General features: G+C 56.1%; 15 protein-coding genes. 7 read left to right on the top strand and 8 right to left on the bottom strand.

The features are described 5' to 3' along the window. Window positions 1–7: 7 nt before the first annotated feature. Window positions 8–1,105, bottom strand: coding sequence for a D-alanine--D-alanine ligase (locus tag ABJT94_RS03310; RefSeq protein WP_348474059.1), 1,098 nt, complete (start codon window positions 1,103–1,105; stop codon window positions 8–10). Window positions 1,106–1,259: 154 nt separating this feature from the next. Here ABJT94_RS03310 and ABJT94_RS03305 point away from each other — a divergent pair, with 154 nt between their 5' ends. The 4 genes from ABJT94_RS03305 (at window position 1,260) to ABJT94_RS03290 (ending at window position 4,101) form a co-directional block, all read left to right on the top strand. Further along, window positions 1,260–1,808 (top strand): redoxin family protein, encoded by a 549-nt coding sequence (locus tag ABJT94_RS03305; RefSeq protein ID WP_348474060.1) that lies wholly within the window; start codon window positions 1,260–1,262, stop codon window positions 1,806–1,808. A 65-nt stretch (window positions 1,809–1,873) separates the two neighbouring features. Further along, on the top strand, window positions 1,874–2,680 hold the full coding sequence (locus ABJT94_RS03300) for a DUF547 domain-containing protein (protein WP_348474061.1): 807 nt from the start codon (window positions 1,874–1,876) through the stop codon (window positions 2,678–2,680). Between the two features lie 45 nt (window positions 2,681–2,725). Then, window positions 2,726–3,409 carry a TVP38/TMEM64 family protein gene (locus ABJT94_RS03295; RefSeq protein ID WP_348474062.1) on the top strand — a complete coding sequence of 228 codons (684 nt, stop codon included), beginning with the start codon at window positions 2,726–2,728 and terminating at the stop codon, window positions 3,407–3,409. A 101-nt stretch (window positions 3,410–3,510) separates the two neighbouring features. After that, window positions 3,511–4,101 carry a carboxymuconolactone decarboxylase family protein gene (locus tag ABJT94_RS03290; RefSeq protein WP_348474063.1) on the top strand — a complete coding sequence of 197 codons (591 nt, stop codon included), beginning with the start codon at window positions 3,511–3,513 and terminating at the stop codon, window positions 4,099–4,101. A 70-nt stretch (window positions 4,102–4,171) separates the two neighbouring features. Here ABJT94_RS03290 and ABJT94_RS03285 read toward each other — a convergent pair whose 3' ends face one another. After that, window positions 4,172–6,151, bottom strand: coding sequence for a family 14 glycosylhydrolase (locus ABJT94_RS03285; RefSeq protein WP_348474064.1), 1,980 nt, complete (start codon window positions 6,149–6,151; stop codon window positions 4,172–4,174). 229 nt (window positions 6,152–6,380) lie between these two features. Here ABJT94_RS03285 and ABJT94_RS03280 point away from each other — a divergent pair, with 229 nt between their 5' ends. Further along, on the top strand, window positions 6,381–7,286 hold the full coding sequence (locus ABJT94_RS03280; protein WP_348474065.1) for a DMT family transporter: 906 nt from the start codon (window positions 6,381–6,383) through the stop codon (window positions 7,284–7,286). Between the two features lie 30 nt (window positions 7,287–7,316). On the opposite strand, the gene ABJT94_RS03275 is transcribed toward ABJT94_RS03280, so the two are convergent. Continuing rightward, the gene (locus ABJT94_RS03275) at window positions 7,317–7,778 is read right to left on the bottom strand and encodes a MarR family winged helix-turn-helix transcriptional regulator (RefSeq protein WP_348474066.1); all 462 of its coding nucleotides are present in this window, start codon (window positions 7,776–7,778) and stop codon (window positions 7,317–7,319) included. A gap of 187 nt (window positions 7,779–7,965) precedes the next feature. Between ABJT94_RS03275 and ABJT94_RS03270 the strand changes: the two genes are divergently transcribed. Beyond that, window positions 7,966–9,894 (top strand): FAD-binding monooxygenase, encoded by a 1,929-nt coding sequence (locus ABJT94_RS03270; protein ID WP_348474067.1) that lies wholly within the window; start codon window positions 7,966–7,968, stop codon window positions 9,892–9,894. Between the two features lie 84 nt (window positions 9,895–9,978). Here ABJT94_RS03270 and ABJT94_RS03265 read toward each other — a convergent pair whose 3' ends face one another. The 5 genes from ABJT94_RS03265 to ABJT94_RS03245 all read right to left on the bottom strand — a co-directional run bounded on the left by ABJT94_RS03265 (window position 9,979) and on the right by ABJT94_RS03245 (window position 14,854). After that, window positions 9,979–10,533, bottom strand: a complete 555-nt coding sequence (locus tag ABJT94_RS03265; RefSeq protein ID WP_348474068.1) for a hemerythrin domain-containing protein — start codon at window positions 10,531–10,533, stop codon at window positions 9,979–9,981. A 284-nt stretch (window positions 10,534–10,817) separates the two neighbouring features. Then, window positions 10,818–11,777, bottom strand: coding sequence for an ABC transporter substrate-binding protein (locus ABJT94_RS03260; RefSeq protein ID WP_348474069.1), 960 nt, complete (start codon window positions 11,775–11,777; stop codon window positions 10,818–10,820). Next, on the bottom strand, window positions 11,774–12,685 hold the full coding sequence (locus ABJT94_RS03255) for an ABC transporter substrate-binding protein (RefSeq protein WP_348474070.1): 912 nt from the start codon (window positions 12,683–12,685) through the stop codon (window positions 11,774–11,776). Before ABJT94_RS03255 ends, ABJT94_RS03260 begins: the two co-directional genes overlap by 4 nt. Before the next feature lie 113 nt (window positions 12,686–12,798). Continuing rightward, window positions 12,799–13,692, bottom strand: a complete 894-nt coding sequence (locus ABJT94_RS03250; RefSeq protein ID WP_348474071.1) for a (2Fe-2S)-binding protein — start codon at window positions 13,690–13,692, stop codon at window positions 12,799–12,801. Window positions 13,693–13,954: 262 nt separating this feature from the next. Further along, window positions 13,955–14,854 carry an SDR family oxidoreductase gene (locus tag ABJT94_RS03245; RefSeq protein WP_348474072.1) on the bottom strand — a complete coding sequence of 300 codons (900 nt, stop codon included), beginning with the start codon at window positions 14,852–14,854 and terminating at the stop codon, window positions 13,955–13,957. Window positions 14,855–15,029: 175 nt separating this feature from the next. On the opposite strand from ABJT94_RS03245, the gene ABJT94_RS03240 reads away from it, so the two are divergent. After that, a complete protein-coding gene (locus ABJT94_RS03240; RefSeq protein ID WP_348474073.1) occupies window positions 15,030–15,416 on the top strand; it encodes a helix-turn-helix domain-containing protein in 387 nt (128 codons plus the stop codon).

Here is a 15,416-nt window from a genome sequence, read left to right as displayed (position 1 = left end):
GGCATCCTCAGTGAGTGTCGGGGTAGTGGCGGGTCAGGCGTCGTTCGAGCCGCCAGTGACGAATCAGCTGGCGAAGCCCCGGTGGGGTGAGCCCCTGTTGCCGGTGGTAGGCGCCGATGGTGAACAGGGTCCGGTATTGCCACATCAGCGTCCTGATCGCATCAACCAGCCGCGCATCTTTGTCCCAAATGTGGATCGATTCGGCACTGGCGCCATTGATCTCTATGATTTCCAGGGATTGGCCAGCACGCAGGGCATCGATGTCTGAAAACTTTACATCGAGCCGACCGTAGTAAAACTCTGGCAGATCGGACATGATCTGATGGATGCGGGCCGTCAGCTGCGGGGTGATGTCGGTTCTGGCATTCTCGAACACCGCACCCCGGCAATGGCTTGCGGAAAAGACCAGGCGTTTGCGCTCACCCGGTTCCAGCACCCGGTTCCAGTCGACCCGGTTGCGGGCCTCATAAAGATGCGCAAGCGCGCCGGCACGAGCATCCCGGGCGACCAGTTGTTGCAGGGTGTGAACGCCGTCTCCGGTGACCGTTGGCGAATGTTTGTAGGTCAGGGAAACAACGTCGCCCTGGCCGGTATGCGGGTCTTTGACATAGAAGATGCCCACTTCGGGCTCCCAGCTGGCCAGTTGCTGGCAGAGCAAACCGGCGCCCGCAGGATAAGCAGCAATGGCATCGGCCAGCGCCTGTTCAGAATCCACCAGGCGAATACCGGCACCCCGGCAGCCGATATCGGGTTTACAAACAAAAGGCAGCGAAAACCCGGCCTCGTTAGCGTTGGCGATGCATTGCCGTGCCTGTTCCATCGGGTCGCGGTCGTCGCGCTGATGGTATACCCAAGGCAAGATGGCCTGGCGGCAATCGCCCCTGGCCTGGCTCATCAGCGTGTGTTTGGATTCACCTACCATACCGGCTAGCGGCAAATTGGGGTTGGCCAGCAGCGGCAGGGTCAGTGACCGGTGCCTGAGCGACAACCACACCCATTGCAGCGCGACCGGGCTATACATGACCCAGGTTGGCCAGAATTCAAACAGGGAGGTTGGTTTGTCGCCCGAGGCGGATGAGGTTTTGCGAAGTGTGTCTGTGGCCATGGTTACTGCTCCGGCAAGGCGAGCTGCTTTCAGTGATTGTTGTATTCCCTTTGTCGTTTCAGCCCGGTCGTTCTTACACATCAATTTAAAGCTGGCTGTAAGGTTTTGGCTCACCGGTCGACAGTTCAGCACTCCCACAAAACAGTTGAAGGTTATGACCCGAACCACGACCGCGCTACAGCCGAACCAGCCGTTACCGGCGTTGTCGCTAACAGACATTCACGGCAAACCCCTTCACGCCCCGACTGGCCGGAAACTACTGGTCTCGCTGTTCCGTGAAGCCAGTTGTCCGTTCTGTAACATTCGGGTATTTGAGCTCACCCAGCATCATCGCAAACTCAAGTCGTTGAATCTCGACATTGTTGCGGTGTTTCAGTCCAGTGAGGCGGATGTAAAACGCTTTATTGCCCGTCAGCCCCGGCCGTTTCGGAGTGTCGCCGACCCCGGTGGGAAGATGCACCGGCAATTGGGAGGCCAGAACTCCCTGATGGGTAAAATGAAGGCAATGATGCTCCGCGTGCCGGGCATGATGCGTGGTTTGTCGATGGTGGGGCTGGTGGGGATGAAAAGTGGCAATGCCATGCCAGTGGATATTCTGGTCGATGAATTTGGACGGGTGGTCACCGCCTACTATGGCCGTGATGCGGGGGATCATATCCCTGTCTCTCAAATTCTGGCGTTTGCACTTCGGGAACCTGGTTAACCTGCGGGCAAAACTGTAGATACCCGCCTGGTTTCGTAACACTCCAATGCTGTAAAGAGGACACAATGCTGATTAAACACTATCTTTTAAGCTATGCCATCTTATCGATGTTGGCGCTGGCCCCGGCAATGGCCAGCGCCTTCGAACATGATCGGTTCAACCGGTTATTGTCCGAACACGTCGTGCCGATTAACGGGGGCGTGTCCACAGAAGTGGATTACCGCGCCCTGCTTGAAGCCAGGCCCGAGCTTCAGACTTATCTCGATGAATTGGCCGGGGTATCCCGTGAGAATTTCGATCGCTGGCCGGAAGACGAGCAACTGGCGTTTCTGATTAACGCCTATAATGCCTGGACGCTGGAACTGATTTTAACCGAGTACCCGGATCTCGATTCGATTCGTGACCTGGGCTGGTTGTTTCAGTCACCCTGGAAGCGGGATTTCGTCGACTTGTTGGGTGAAGAGCGTTCACTGGACAATATTGAACATGATCTGATTCGCGGTTCGGGCCGCTATAATGAACCGAGAATTCATTTTGCCGTGAACTGTGCCAGCATCGGTTGCCCGGCGTTACGCGCCGAAGCCTATACCGCTGATCAGTTGGATACACAACTTGAAGAGCAAACCCGATGGTTCCTGGCAGACCGCAGTCGCAACCGGCTTGACGGATCTGACCTTGAGGTATCGTCTATTTTTGACTGGTACCGCGAAGACTTCGAGGCTGGCTGGCGTGGCGAAAGCACCCTGGCTGGTTTCCTGACGCTTTATGCCGACGACCTGGGGTTGAGTGACGATGAGGTTTCCCAACTGACCGACGGTGATATCGATATTGAATTTCTCGATTATGACTGGTCGCTGAACGACTTGAACTGAGTTCAGCCCAGTCAACAAATAACCTTTATTAGAGAGACGAGACTTGTGAAGAAGAAGCTGTCAATTGTTGCCGTCATTGCCCTGGCCATTATCGCGTTTTTTGCATTCGACTTGCAGCAATGGCTAACGTTGGAAGGCCTGAACGCAGGCCAGGCTCAATTTGAAACCTGGCTGAATGAGCATCCGGTTTTGGTCAGTGCCGCTTACTTCGGGCTCTATGTGATAGTGACGGCCTTGTCGTTGCCGGGTGCCACCATCATGACGCTGGCTGGCGGTGCCCTGTTCGGGCTCGCCTGGGGTTTGTTGCTGGTGTCGTTTGCGAGCACTCTGGGAGCGACACTGGCGTTCCTGGTGGCACGCTATCTGCTGAAGGACGCTGTGCAGGCCAGGTTTGGTGAGCGCCTCTCAGCGATCAACCGGGGTGTTGAAGAAGAGGGCGGTTTTTACCTGTTTACACTGCGCTTGGTGCCCGCCTTTCCGTTCTTTCTGATCAACTTGCTGATGGGCCTGACACCGATCAAGGCCTGGACTTTCTATTGGGTGAGCCAGGTGGGCATGCTGGCAGGCACACTGGTGTATGTTAATGCAGGCACTCAACTGGGCCAGTTGGAAAGTCTCTCGGGCATTTTGTCTCCCAGCCTGCTGATTTCCTTCACATTGCTGGGCCTGTTTCCGCTGGTGGCCAAGAAAGTCATGACTTTTATTCGGTCACGGCGAGCCGTGGCCTGAAGCGGAGGTTATCATTTTAGCCTGCCGTCTCGTCTTGCGCAGTAAGCTTTGGCATAGTACGCGTTCTCTGATGACCTTCGAACAACAATAAAGGACCTACCATGCCACTGATTTCTCCGCTCGATGCCCATCACGATGATGATGTGGCAGAGCTGGCCCGATTCTTTAACGAAACCCTCGGCTTTTGCCCGAACAGCGTGCTGACCATGCAGCGCCGCCCGGCCATTGCCAAAGCCTTTATCGAACTGAACAAGGCAGTGATGGATAACCAGGGCGCCGTGACGTCTGAACAGAAACGCCTGATCGCCTACCTGACCAGTGCCAACACTGGCTGCAATTATTGCCAGGCGCACACTATTCTGGCGGCAGAACGGTATGGCGCCTCGCAAGAGCGGATGGAAAATATCTGGATGTTTCGGGACAGCGAATTGTTCAGCGCAGCTGAAAAAGCGGCCTTTGAATTCGCGCTGGCGGCGTCTTCCGTACCAAATGCCGTAAATGAAAAAATCAGCAGCGATTTGAAGGAACACTGGACCGAGGATGATATTGTCGAAATTCTGGGTGTCGTTTCCCTGTTCGGGTTTCTTAACCGCTGGAATGATAGCATGGGCACCACGCTCGAACCCGGTGCGGTCGAAGCTGGCGAAACCTATCTGGGTGGCAGTGACTGGAAAGTTGGCAAGCACCAATAGCCGGTAAGCACTGGTAAACGTAAAGGGGCGCAAGGCGCCCCTTTTTAATGGATAGGCTGGTTAATGAAAATCAGAAGTTGACGAACTGAGCGCTGTTGCTGTTCCGTTCGAATACATTGATTTTACCGCACTGCGCCATGTGGTTGCCCGAGCTGTATGGGGTGCCACTCTGGTTGATGTTGCCTTCCCAGCCGGGCCCGTTTGAAATGTAACTTTTCAGTTCAAACCAGCCATTGACGGTGTTTGCGCAATCCATTTGTACGTCCAGCATCCAGTAATGATCCCCGTAGCTGTTCAGTGCGGATTCGCCGTAGCCATCGACCGGTACGGTCCGCAGCTGCCCCCAGCTGGACGGCCAGTTGTTGGTGGTCCAGTCCATGGCGGTGCCTTCGGCACCGGCACCCTGGTTGGCTTCAAGGCCATACCAGTCGAGGTACAGGTCGCCGCTTTTCCAGGATGCTGTGGTGTTGTTCAGCAAATTGTTGTGCTGAATGCGTATCGCGCACTCGGTGTTCCAGGTCTGGCAATTACGGCCGAGGTTGGTGTTTGCATAGTTGTGATCGATGCCACCGCGAATGAACATGTCTTGTCCGGCATCCGTAGGACCGTACATGAAGATCACAGTGCGCTGGAAGTCGCCGGATTCCTCCACCTGCAAGTAGTTATTGATGAATTGCTCATAGCGATACTGACCGGTGCCTCCGGTAGCCACCTGATTGATGCGCAATACGGTCATGCCGCTGTAGCTGGCGTAGTCGAACGCGTTTTCGATGTTGTCCCAGCCATTGTCTGTGGTTGCACCGCCGGCCAGTGCATTTTCACCTTTGATCGGTACGCCTTGGGCTTCGGCCTCCTCGGCCACCCAGAACACCAGCGTTTGCGCCAGTGACTGGCCGTTGCCGTTGGGGTCATCGTTCATTTCAAGGGCAGTAAAATGCAGCACGACACCGCGCGGTTCGTTCTGATAGCTGGCGACGACACCGACGATGTCGGCATAGCCATGGCCGGTTGCCGGGCTGTTGAGGTCGACGTCTGATGGAATCAGACCGGCGGCAATTTCTGCGCTGCGCCGGGTGTTGTCGGTGGCTGACATTTTCCAGTGAATGCCCGGGATTTTCATGCCAAGTTCGATGTCGGCAAAGGCACCGTCGAAGCTGGTGAGGGCCGTATCCATCATGTTATAGCCATGGCCCATCAGGCTATCGTGGTACCAGCGCACAAAATCACGGCCGTACTGCGTGTTGAAGTGTTCGCCATTGGTGACAAAATTGCCGGCGTTGGCGGGCGGGTTGATGTCACTGACCTGGCCAAGTGAAAAGCCCCAGGCATTGTTAACCCCCGAAAGACTGCCGTATTTATTGATCGCCCAGTTGCGAAAGTCCGACTTGGCAGGCTCGCTGTAAGACTGAAAGCCACCGCGCGTGGGGTAGCCGGTACCGGTGTCATGGCTGTTGTAGGAGGGATAACGCAATTCGCCCGCAGGCCCCATGGAGATGTTGATTTCGTCGATATCACTGGCCAGGTAACTGTAGCGCGCCTCGAAGGCTTCCATAAATTCCTGGTATTCGCTGAGCACGTAGCTGTCGGCCCATAGCGAGACAGTTTCAACGGATTCGTTGCCCTGCTCGCTCTTGTAGCGCAAATCGGAGGCTGATACCGGGTAGTGATTCCAGATCCACCCCGGGATCGGTATATTGCAGGTATCGCCCACATTACCGCCGCACTGGTGAAACGACATGATCGGCACGATATCCAGGCCCGCGTTGGTGATGCGACCGAATAAATCGTCGTAGTAGCCCCAGTCGAATTGCTGGTCACCGGCGCCTTCGACCTTGCCCCACCAGACATCGACCGAAACGGCTGTAACCCCCATGGCATTGGCTGTGGCCATCTGGTTTTCAAAGGCGCCGTAGTTATCGACTTCCAGCGGCGCCATGACGTTGGCGGATTGCGCCATATCGGCCAGTACCGGTGCGGAAACTGCGCACAGGGCGAGAGTAGCGCCCAGGGTACAGCCTAAGATTGATCGGGAACGCTGCGTTGCGTGCATGATGATTGCCTCTTTTTGTTGTTGTCGGTGAATGGATTAATGTTCATTACTGCCGGATAACCCAGCCTGAAGTATCCACATTGGGCGTGCGCTGTAATCCACTTGGGGGGCGTAATTTGAGGGGGGTTGGGTATTGGGCGGGTAGTCGGGCTCAGTGGACTCCCTGGCAGCGCCCGGTTATTGTGGCCGTCCGTTATCGTTCCATCTGACTGATTGCGTTGAGGAAACCATGCCGCTGTTGTATTTCCTGGCCCCGCTGGGGACTGTACTGATCTGGTCTGGCAACATGACCATTAACCAGTTGACGGTTGGGGCGATTGCGCCCAGCAGTATCGCTTTTTTGCGCTGGTTGCTCGCCTGGCTGATTCTGACCCCGCTTTTCTTGCCCCAAGCCTGGAAATACCGGGCGACGATCCGTCGCGAATGGCCCAAACTGGCCTTTTTGGGGTTGCTGGGCATGGCGCTCTGGCAGGGGCTGGCTTATGTGGCGGCCGAAACCACCTCGGCCACCAACATGGGCATTCTGGCGGCCATGGTGCCTTTGCTGACCGTGTTGCTCAGTGCCCTGATTTTGCGTGAACCACCTACCCGGGGCGGTATTCTGGGTGGGCTGGTCGCCCTGATCGGGGTGTCTGTGTTGCTGGGCCGGGGTAACCCGCTGGTACTGTTCGATCTGAATGTAGCGGCGGGCGATGCGCTGATGGTCGTTGCCGCGACCTGCTATGCCCTCTACGGCGTGATGCTTAAACGCTGGCCTTTTGATCTGCCCCCCTGGGTGTTGCTTTATGCCCAGGTCTGTTTCGCCGTATTGTTTCTGTTGCCCGGTTATGTTCTGGGGCCGATGACGCCGGTAGATAGCAGCAACCTCTGGCTGATTCTCTATGCGGGCATTCCGGCGTCCATTGTCACCACCTTCTTGTGGATGCGCGCCATACGCCAGATAGGCGCCAGCCAGGCCAGCATCTTCATCAACCTGATGCCGCTGTTCAGCGCGCTGATTGCCATGGTGTTTCTGGGGGAACGGGTCGCTTTGTTTCATCTGGTCGGCGGCCTACTGGTGCTGGCCGGTGTGGTGATGGCCCAGACTCTGACGCAGCCGTTCAGAGCACCGGCTCGCACCGGTGATCCGTCTTAACGCGCACGTACCGATAGAAACCCGCCCATACTAATCGGTCTCTTTCAAAGGAGCCCGGCTCATCTGGTTAACCCCGGCTGTCGCTTTCTGCAGCAGCCTGACAAATTCCGCCTGTTCACCCGGTTCGAGGCCACTGAGCATGGTTTGCTGCGCTTCCTCCACCGCCGGCGCCAAGCGGTGCAAGGTGGTTACTCCCAACTCGGTCAGCTTTAACACCCGGGCTCGGCGGTCTGTCGCGCTGACCTCCCTGACCAGATATGTCTTTTGCACCAGTCGGTCTACTACGCCTCCGATGGTGGTTCGGTCATAGGCGATCAGGCCCGCCAGGGTTACCTGGTCTATACCCGGCTGGGCTTCTATTTTTGCCAGGGCGGCATACTGCACAGGCGTGAGGTCGTAGCCCAGTTCTGCGACCCGGGCGTGAAAGATGGCCACTGATGCCTGATGGTAGCGGCGTATCAGGTGCCCGGGCATGGTGTTGACGTCGGTCATTCAGGAACTCTCATTCAGGAACTCTCATTAAGGCGATAATTGACAAGCATACTGATGATCAGCATACTGACTATATTGTTTTGTAGATCATGGCATAGGGTGTCGCCGTCCGGTCAGCCTCGTTGTGAGGCTGAACACGGGTCCAAAAAATCACAGAGAAGCCGAGAATAGGCGTTGGGGAGAGGGTATGCAATTTCATCTGGATGGGTTCAATGCCGGAGATCCGCGGGTTCAGGCGCCGTCAGAGTCGGCGAAAACCAACCCTCAAACCGATTCCCTGCCCGAGCAGGTCGATGTACTCATCGTCGGGTGCGGACCGGCTGGGTTGACGCTGGCCGCCCAATTGGCCGCCTTCCCGGATATTCGCACGCGCATCATCGAACAAAAAGAGGGCCCGCTGAAGCTGGGGCAGGCTGATGGCGTCGCCTGCCGCACGATGGAAATGTTCGAGGCCTTTGGCTTCAGCCATCGGGTCATGGAAGAGGCCTATTGGGTGAACGAAGTGACCTTCTGGAAGCCGGATACAAAACGCCCCGAACACATCGTACGCAACGGCCGGGTACAGGATACCGAAGACGGGTTGTCAGAATTTCCGCATGTCATTCTGAACCAGGCGCGGGTGCATGATTTTTATCTGGAGGTCATGCGGAACAGCGCCAATCGGCTGGTGCCAGATTATTCACGCAGTGTGGTCGGCGTCGACGTTGACCGCATGGCGGATGATTATCCGGTGACTGTGCACATTGCCAGAACCGATTCAGAACACCAGGGACAGGAAGAGAAGGTCCGGGCGCGCTATGTCGTCGGTTGTGACGGCGCACGCAGTGCGGTACGCAAATCGATTGGCCGCGAGTTGCACGGCGACTCCGCCAACCAGGCCTGGGGGGTTATGGATGTTCTGGCGGTGACTGATTTTCCGGATATACGGCTCAAGGCTGCGATTCATTCTGCTGCCGAAGGCAACGTGCTGATCATCCCGCGTGAAGGTGGGTACCTGGTTAGGCTGTATGTGGAGTTGGACAAATTACATGAGAACGAACGCATCGCCAGCCGAAACATTACCGTTGATCACCTGATCGCAGCGGCGCAACGGGTATTGCATCCCTACACGCTCGATGTAAAAGAAGTCGCCTGGTGGTCGGTCTATGAAATCGGCCAGCGCATCAGTGAGCATTACGACGACGTCGCCGGTCGCGCTGACAGCACGATTCCACCGCGCGTTTTCATAGCCGGAGATGCTTGCCATACGCACAGTCCCAAAGCCGGGCAGGGCATGAATTTCTCGATGCAGGATACCTTTAACCTGGGCTGGAAACTGGCCTCGGTACTGCGTGGCCAGTGTGCTCCGGAGTTGCTGCACAGCTATTCAGCGGAACGCCAGACGGTGGCTCAGGAACTGATCGATTTCGACCGCAAATGGGCGAAGATGTTCAGTGATCGCCCGGCCGAGGGAGGCGGTGAAGGCGGTGTCGATCCGAAAGAATTTGAACGCTATTTTGTCAAGCAGGGCCGGTTTACGGCTGGCACGGAAACGCATTATCAACCGTCGCAGATTTGCGGTGAGGCAACGCATCAGCATCTGGCCCGGGGGTTTACGGTTGGCAAGCGTTTTCATTCCGCACCGGTGGTGCGCCTGGCGGATGCGCGCGGCATGCATCTGGGCCACGTGGCTCGCGCCGATGGACGCTGGAGATTGTACGCCTTTGCCGGAGCGAACGATTCGGCGGGACAGCACTCCGATATCAGGAAACTGTGTGAGTTTCTGTCCGATGCACCGGATTCACCGGTAAGGCGATTTACCCCCGGAGGTGAAGACATTGATTCGGTCTTTGATCTGCGTGCAGTGTTTCAGCAGTCGCACCGGGAACTGGCGCTTGAATCCATGCCCGCCCTGCTCATGCCCCGCAAGGGACGCTACGGCTTGAATGACTATGAAAAAGTATTCTGCGCGGACCTGAAGAGCGGACAGGACATTTTCGATAGGCGCTCCATTGATCGCAAGCGCGGCTGTCTGGTGATTGTCCGCCCGGACCAGTACGTGGCCCAGGTGTTGCCGCTGGATGACCATCAGAGCCTGGCTGAGTTTTTTGCGGCGTTTATGTTGAACTCACAATAGTGACGGGGCACTTTATTTCGGCGTTACCAAAGCGCAGAAGGGTAGCGCCGAGCATCGAATAAAACGCGTGACGTTCCGGTTCCCTTAATCGTACTTTAGTTGTCGGATCAGTTCGTTGAACTGCTGGTTCGCCACTTCCGCAAAGAGCGGATCGTGACGGTGCTCAACCCTGTCCAGGATGATCGCGCTGGCAGCGTCATCCAACGCTTTAATGTCCCTGAACACGGTCTTTTCTTCACGTTTCAGATGGTCAAGCTGCAGGGTATGAAACTGATCCAGAGTCTGGTGGAGCTTGTCCAGCGGAACGGCCTCGCCGAGATTGATGGCGTTGAGCCGTGTTCTGACTTTGCTTGAGCTGTGTTCCAGTTCCTTGTGTTCAGCCCGAATAGCATCCCTGGCGGCAGCGTCTCCCCGATTCTGTTCGTCGAGATAGTCGAAACAGGCTTCTTCCAGCGGGTGATGAAAGCGATCCGGATAATGCTGGATGTAGTCCATGATATCCAGGATCAGCGCACTATCGGGTTTCTCGGCTCCCTCTTCCTCGCGCGTATCGTACAGGGCTATTTGCCGTTTCAGTACATCCAGCACTTTCACCAGGTTCCGGTGATCTTCTTTTAATTGGTCGTAGAGCTTCGTCATGACAGATCTCCGCAGGCTGTTTCAGATCACACTACGCCTTGAGGTGAGGGCCGGCCATGATCTGCATCAAGGTAATGACAGAGCCTAAATCAGGGCGAACAGTGATAGGCGGGGCGAGCGAGCGGGGGACGGTCTACAATGGCGAGTTAGGGTTGTATACAGAGAACGATTCATCGGTAAAAACCATTGAAGCGATGGGCTTGGACGTTCATCCCACAGTGCGCGACCTTTCGTTTTCGTTCCGGTTCATGCATTGAGTGATCCTTGCCCGAGGGCATTGCAGCTCAGTACCCTGCGCTGAAGTCGAGCGTTCCAATGGCGGTTGTCACGGCATAAGCGATCATCGTCAGACCAACGTACGAGGTTGCCCAGCCTTCCTCACGTGGGATGACGACAAGACGTTGGCCCTGACACGCAGTCAGTTGGTCACAATATCCCGGAAAGGCAGCTTCAAGCTCAGCGTGGGCATCGGCGGGGGTTTCTCCCCGATCGCTTCGGTAGCTGACAAAAATCACATCTGCATCGAGTTCGGGCAAGCGCTCGACACTCAACTGTTCCGACGTGCCTTCCGGGATGTTCTCGATCAAATCCGGAAACGCAAAGCCAGCGTCCCGCAATACTTTGCCGAACGACGAATAGGGGTTCCAAACGGAAAGATTGCCGTTCTGTGCGTGAAAGGCACTGACCATTCGGCGCTCCTCTCCAGCCACGCGCCGAAGTTGGGCGATCTGAGCCTCATACCGGGCTTTGAGTTTATCCAGCCTGTCCGTTTTTCCGGTTAGGTCAGCCAGCAGATCGAAGAGTTCGAAGTCGCCCCGCACACCCGAGCGGGTGTCAATCACGATCGTGGGGGCGATGGCGGACAGTTTGTCGACATCCGCTTGCTGCCAGGTGCTGGTAATAATCAGGTCGGGTCGAGCACTCATCAGCACTTCCAGATCAACCGGGTTGTGGCCGAGATCAATAATGTCGCTGGTGGAAAAATCCTGCCCGGTTAAGAGAATGCCTGCCCTGATCATTGCCGATCCAGTTGCGCCGGGGCGGCCATGGCTAGCCACAACAGGAGCCCCCAGTTCAAGCAGAGGGACGGTCAGTTCGATATCATGCAAGGTGGCGATGCGCTCGGGGTCGGCAGGGTAAATCACATTGCGCCCCAGATCGTCGGTTACGCTGCGCATGTCCTGCGCAACCACAGAGGTGGAGAGCATCGTGAAGGTGGCGAGGGTGATGACCAGTCGTTTCATTGTAATAACCCACTATTAACCACATCATCCAGCATGGTGTTTAAGGCCAGCAGTCCGCGGGCACGGGACCAGTTGCTGCGGTCAAACCGATACACTTTGCTATTTTCTACAGCCGCTAACGAGCCCCACAAAGGGCTTTGTTCCCATGCTGACAGGGGGTTTTGAGTCACCTCTTCGGTGGCTTCGAGGACAATAAGAATATCCGGGTCTAAAGCCAATAAGCCTTCAAAATCGACATTGGCGGAAATGGCATTGGTAGCAGGGACAACCGCATTTTCGAAACCGAAATCATCCAAAATGCTGCCCATAAAGCTGGTGCCGCCATGCGCTGTAAAGCCGCTGGGGTGGGATACTGCAATCACAATACTTTGACCTTGGTTCTGGTTTGATGCGCGCACGTTCTGGTAGCGCTGTCTGTGCTCGGCCAGTTGGGTGTCGGCCAGCGGACGCTCGCCCAGCAGGTCGGCAATTTGCTGGTATTGGTTCAGTATGTCTTCGTAACCGCCGCGCAAACTGTTGAACACCAGGGTGGGCGCTATGGCGCTCAGATGGGGGTAAAGATCGGTATGCCGTGTTAGGTCAGCCAATATCAAGTCTGGGTTGGCGGCAGCAATGGCTTCCAAATCCGGTTGGGCGCGCGTGCCCACGCTGGGAATGCCTGCCATATGCACTTCTAGAATGGGTAGCGGTAAGGCATCGCGAGACACCGCCACAGGTTTAACGCCAAGATTGAGTGTGGCGTCCATGTAGCTGAATTCCAGAGCAACCACAGCGCTGACTTGCCCCGGCACGCAGGTGGTACCCAGTTCGTGGTTAACGGCCGTTGTGTTTTCCGGGCACGCAGTGGCGAAAGCAGGCAAGGCACTGCTCAGGGTGATCGCGGCGGTGATGAGCCATGTTTTTTTCATGATTTTTTCTCTGTATACGTTAATTATTCAGCAACGAGGTTGCGTTTCAGGGGTATTTTTTTCATCGTTTTCATCATTGGTTTTGATTGATTCCCCGCGTGAAAATTTGCTCATTAAGCTGACTGGGCGTTGTACTGTTGCTCCAGGTAGTGATTCAGGCGTTTATCCCTTTCTTCCCTGGGCAGTAATACACAGGTTGAACAATAGTTAGCGGCATCGCTGGTGTAATAGCGGCAGCAGCCACCCCGGGCACGAAAGTGTTGTCTTGCCAGAACGTTTTCCGGCGAGCGTTTGTCTTTTAAGATGATTTCGAAAAAGCCGGTTTGCCGGTTGAACAATGGGGAGCCGGGGTGCTTTATCAGTGCCAGGGCTTCTTCCCGGGCTTGTTCTTCCACACCAGACTGTCGACCGATATTGAGAAACGCGACCGCCAGTGCATCGGCTACCAGGCGCCATTGTGCTGCCTTGCTCAGCCGGTGCAGTTGATAGAGTCGTTCGATAAGCGGCTGAAAGAGGCGTTCTATTTGCCGGCGCAGCAGATCCTGCAGGTCAGCCTGGCTACTGGCCGGAATGGCATGATTAATTAAGGTGCGGGGGGCGTAGGCCCAGCAGTCTGAGCCGAGCAACCGGACTTCCAGTGATTGGTAGGTTCCGCTTGCTCCGTTTTCTTCCCAGTGAACGTCGTATTTCATAAACGCCAGATTATCGCTTGCCAGAGAGGGCACTATGCCTTCGCCCAGGTACAGGGCCGCGACGGCCGTCAGTAAATAGTGAGCGGTGTCGCCAACCAGGAAGGCGACCTGACCTTTGGGGTCAAGGCCGGGGCATCGCCCGGCTTCATGGCGCATCAGGGCAGTGCGCCATTCACTGTGTTCAGTGATCAGTTCATCGAAGCGGCAGCTATGCTCCGGCTGCGTGCCATAGCTCACCTTAAGGCCGTCGAAGCGGTTGCCGAGCTCATTGATACAGTCGGAGAAGGATGCAGGAGTGACGGTCGTTGTGGTCATTTGGGTAACTGACGGTCCAAGAGGGATTCTGCGGCGGCTATTACAGTCGAACGCTGCTTTACGCAAACAGTAATAAAAATGCAACTCATTATCAAGTGAAAAGAATTAGCAGGAGGCTTAATGGTTGTTAGGCGACGTCAGTAACTTGGGGGATAGTGCGGAGAATTGCGAAGTTTGCTGCAAGCAAGGCCTCCTGCCTTGCGGTGAACGACACTCCCTGTCGTTTATAAATGGCCGGAAGCAGTTGCCACTGCTATCGAGATCAGGACGCTGGTGTGAGGAGCGCCCGGTTCTGGCTTAGCCATTCCTTCAGCGTTTGCGGTTCACGCCCGGTCAATTGGTGAAAGTCACTGGTGACTTCTTCCACGCCACCTTGGCGGGTGTTGGTATCGAAGCTTGCAAACGTTTTGGCCAATACCGGTGGTAAACCCGCCTGTTCGAGCCCGTCTGTTTTTTGTTCGTCGGTAATCGGCACCACCACAATGGAACGTGCACTGATGTCGCTGAGCAGAGTGGCCATTTGCGCGGTGGTGAGCGCCTCTTTGCCGGTCAGGGTGTAGGTGCGGTTGTTGAAGTCATTCATCGCCAGCGCTGCGGCGGCGGCGGCTGCCAGGTCGGCGCGGGCAATGTTCGCCACCCGGCCGTCGCCAGCGGCGGTGAACCACTGGCCCGACTCCAGAATGTGCCCGGTTTCCATCAACAGGTTTTCGAAGTACCAGCTGTTGCGCAAAATCGTCCAGCTCATGGAGCTTGCGGCAATAAACTGTTCCGTTTTCAGGTGGTCACCGGCAAAGGTAATGGCCGAGCCTCCGGGCTTGGGCATGGAGGTGTACATTATATGCCGTACCCCGGCCTGTTCCGCCGCGCTGACGGCCAGCTTGTGCTGAGCCAGGCGTTTGCCGGCTTCCGCCAGTTCGTCGGTGCTAACGAGCAACAGGCGATTCACCCCGTTGAAGGCTCCGCCGAGAGTGGCCGGGTCGTCGAAATCCGCCTGGCGTACCTGAATGCTCTGATCGGCGAACTCTTTCAGGGATTCCGGGCGTCGGGTCAGCGCGATAATCTGGTTCGCTGGAACGCCCTGCTCGGTCAATAAGGCATTGATGACCAGTCGGCCCAGTTGGCCTGATGCGCCGGTGACGGCAATGGGGTAAGTGTCTGTCATGGAAAAAGCCCTCGTGTCTCGCCAAATAAAGGTTACGTTTACCTAGTAGGTTACTTTATGATACTGCCTTTCCCGGGCGGCGGAAGTAGGGTGCTAAAGGTCACCTGGTTACTGCCAGGTAACCTGGTGACACGCCATGGAATACCAATGAACTGAATAACGGTGAATAGACCCGATGGGCAAACGCAAACTGGAACACGAACCCCTGAATCGAAACTGCCCGATTCGGGATGTGCTGGATCGGCTGGGCGATCGATGGACGGTGTTGATTCTGATGACGCTGGGTGAGCAAACATTCCGGTTCAGTGAGTTACGCCGGCAGATTGTTGATATTTCACCACGCATGCTGGCGCAGACGCTGCGGCAGCTGGAGCAGGACGGGCTGGTCAGTCGCGAGGTATACCCCACCATTCCGCCCAAGGTGGAATACTGCATGACTGGGCTGGGTCATTCATTTTATGAACACTTACAGCCCATGGTGCAATGGGCGGATAAACATCATGACGAGGTACGACAGGCTCGCGACCGTTTTGTCGCTCAGGAACGCTACCAGGCTCTGTAA

Source organism: Saccharospirillum sp., from assembly GCF_039982735.1.
Lineage (GTDB): Bacteria > Pseudomonadota > Gammaproteobacteria > Pseudomonadales > Natronospirillaceae > Saccharospirillum.
The sequence above is the reverse complement of the archived record's forward strand: the minus strand, read 5'-3'. Positions and strand labels throughout refer to the sequence as shown.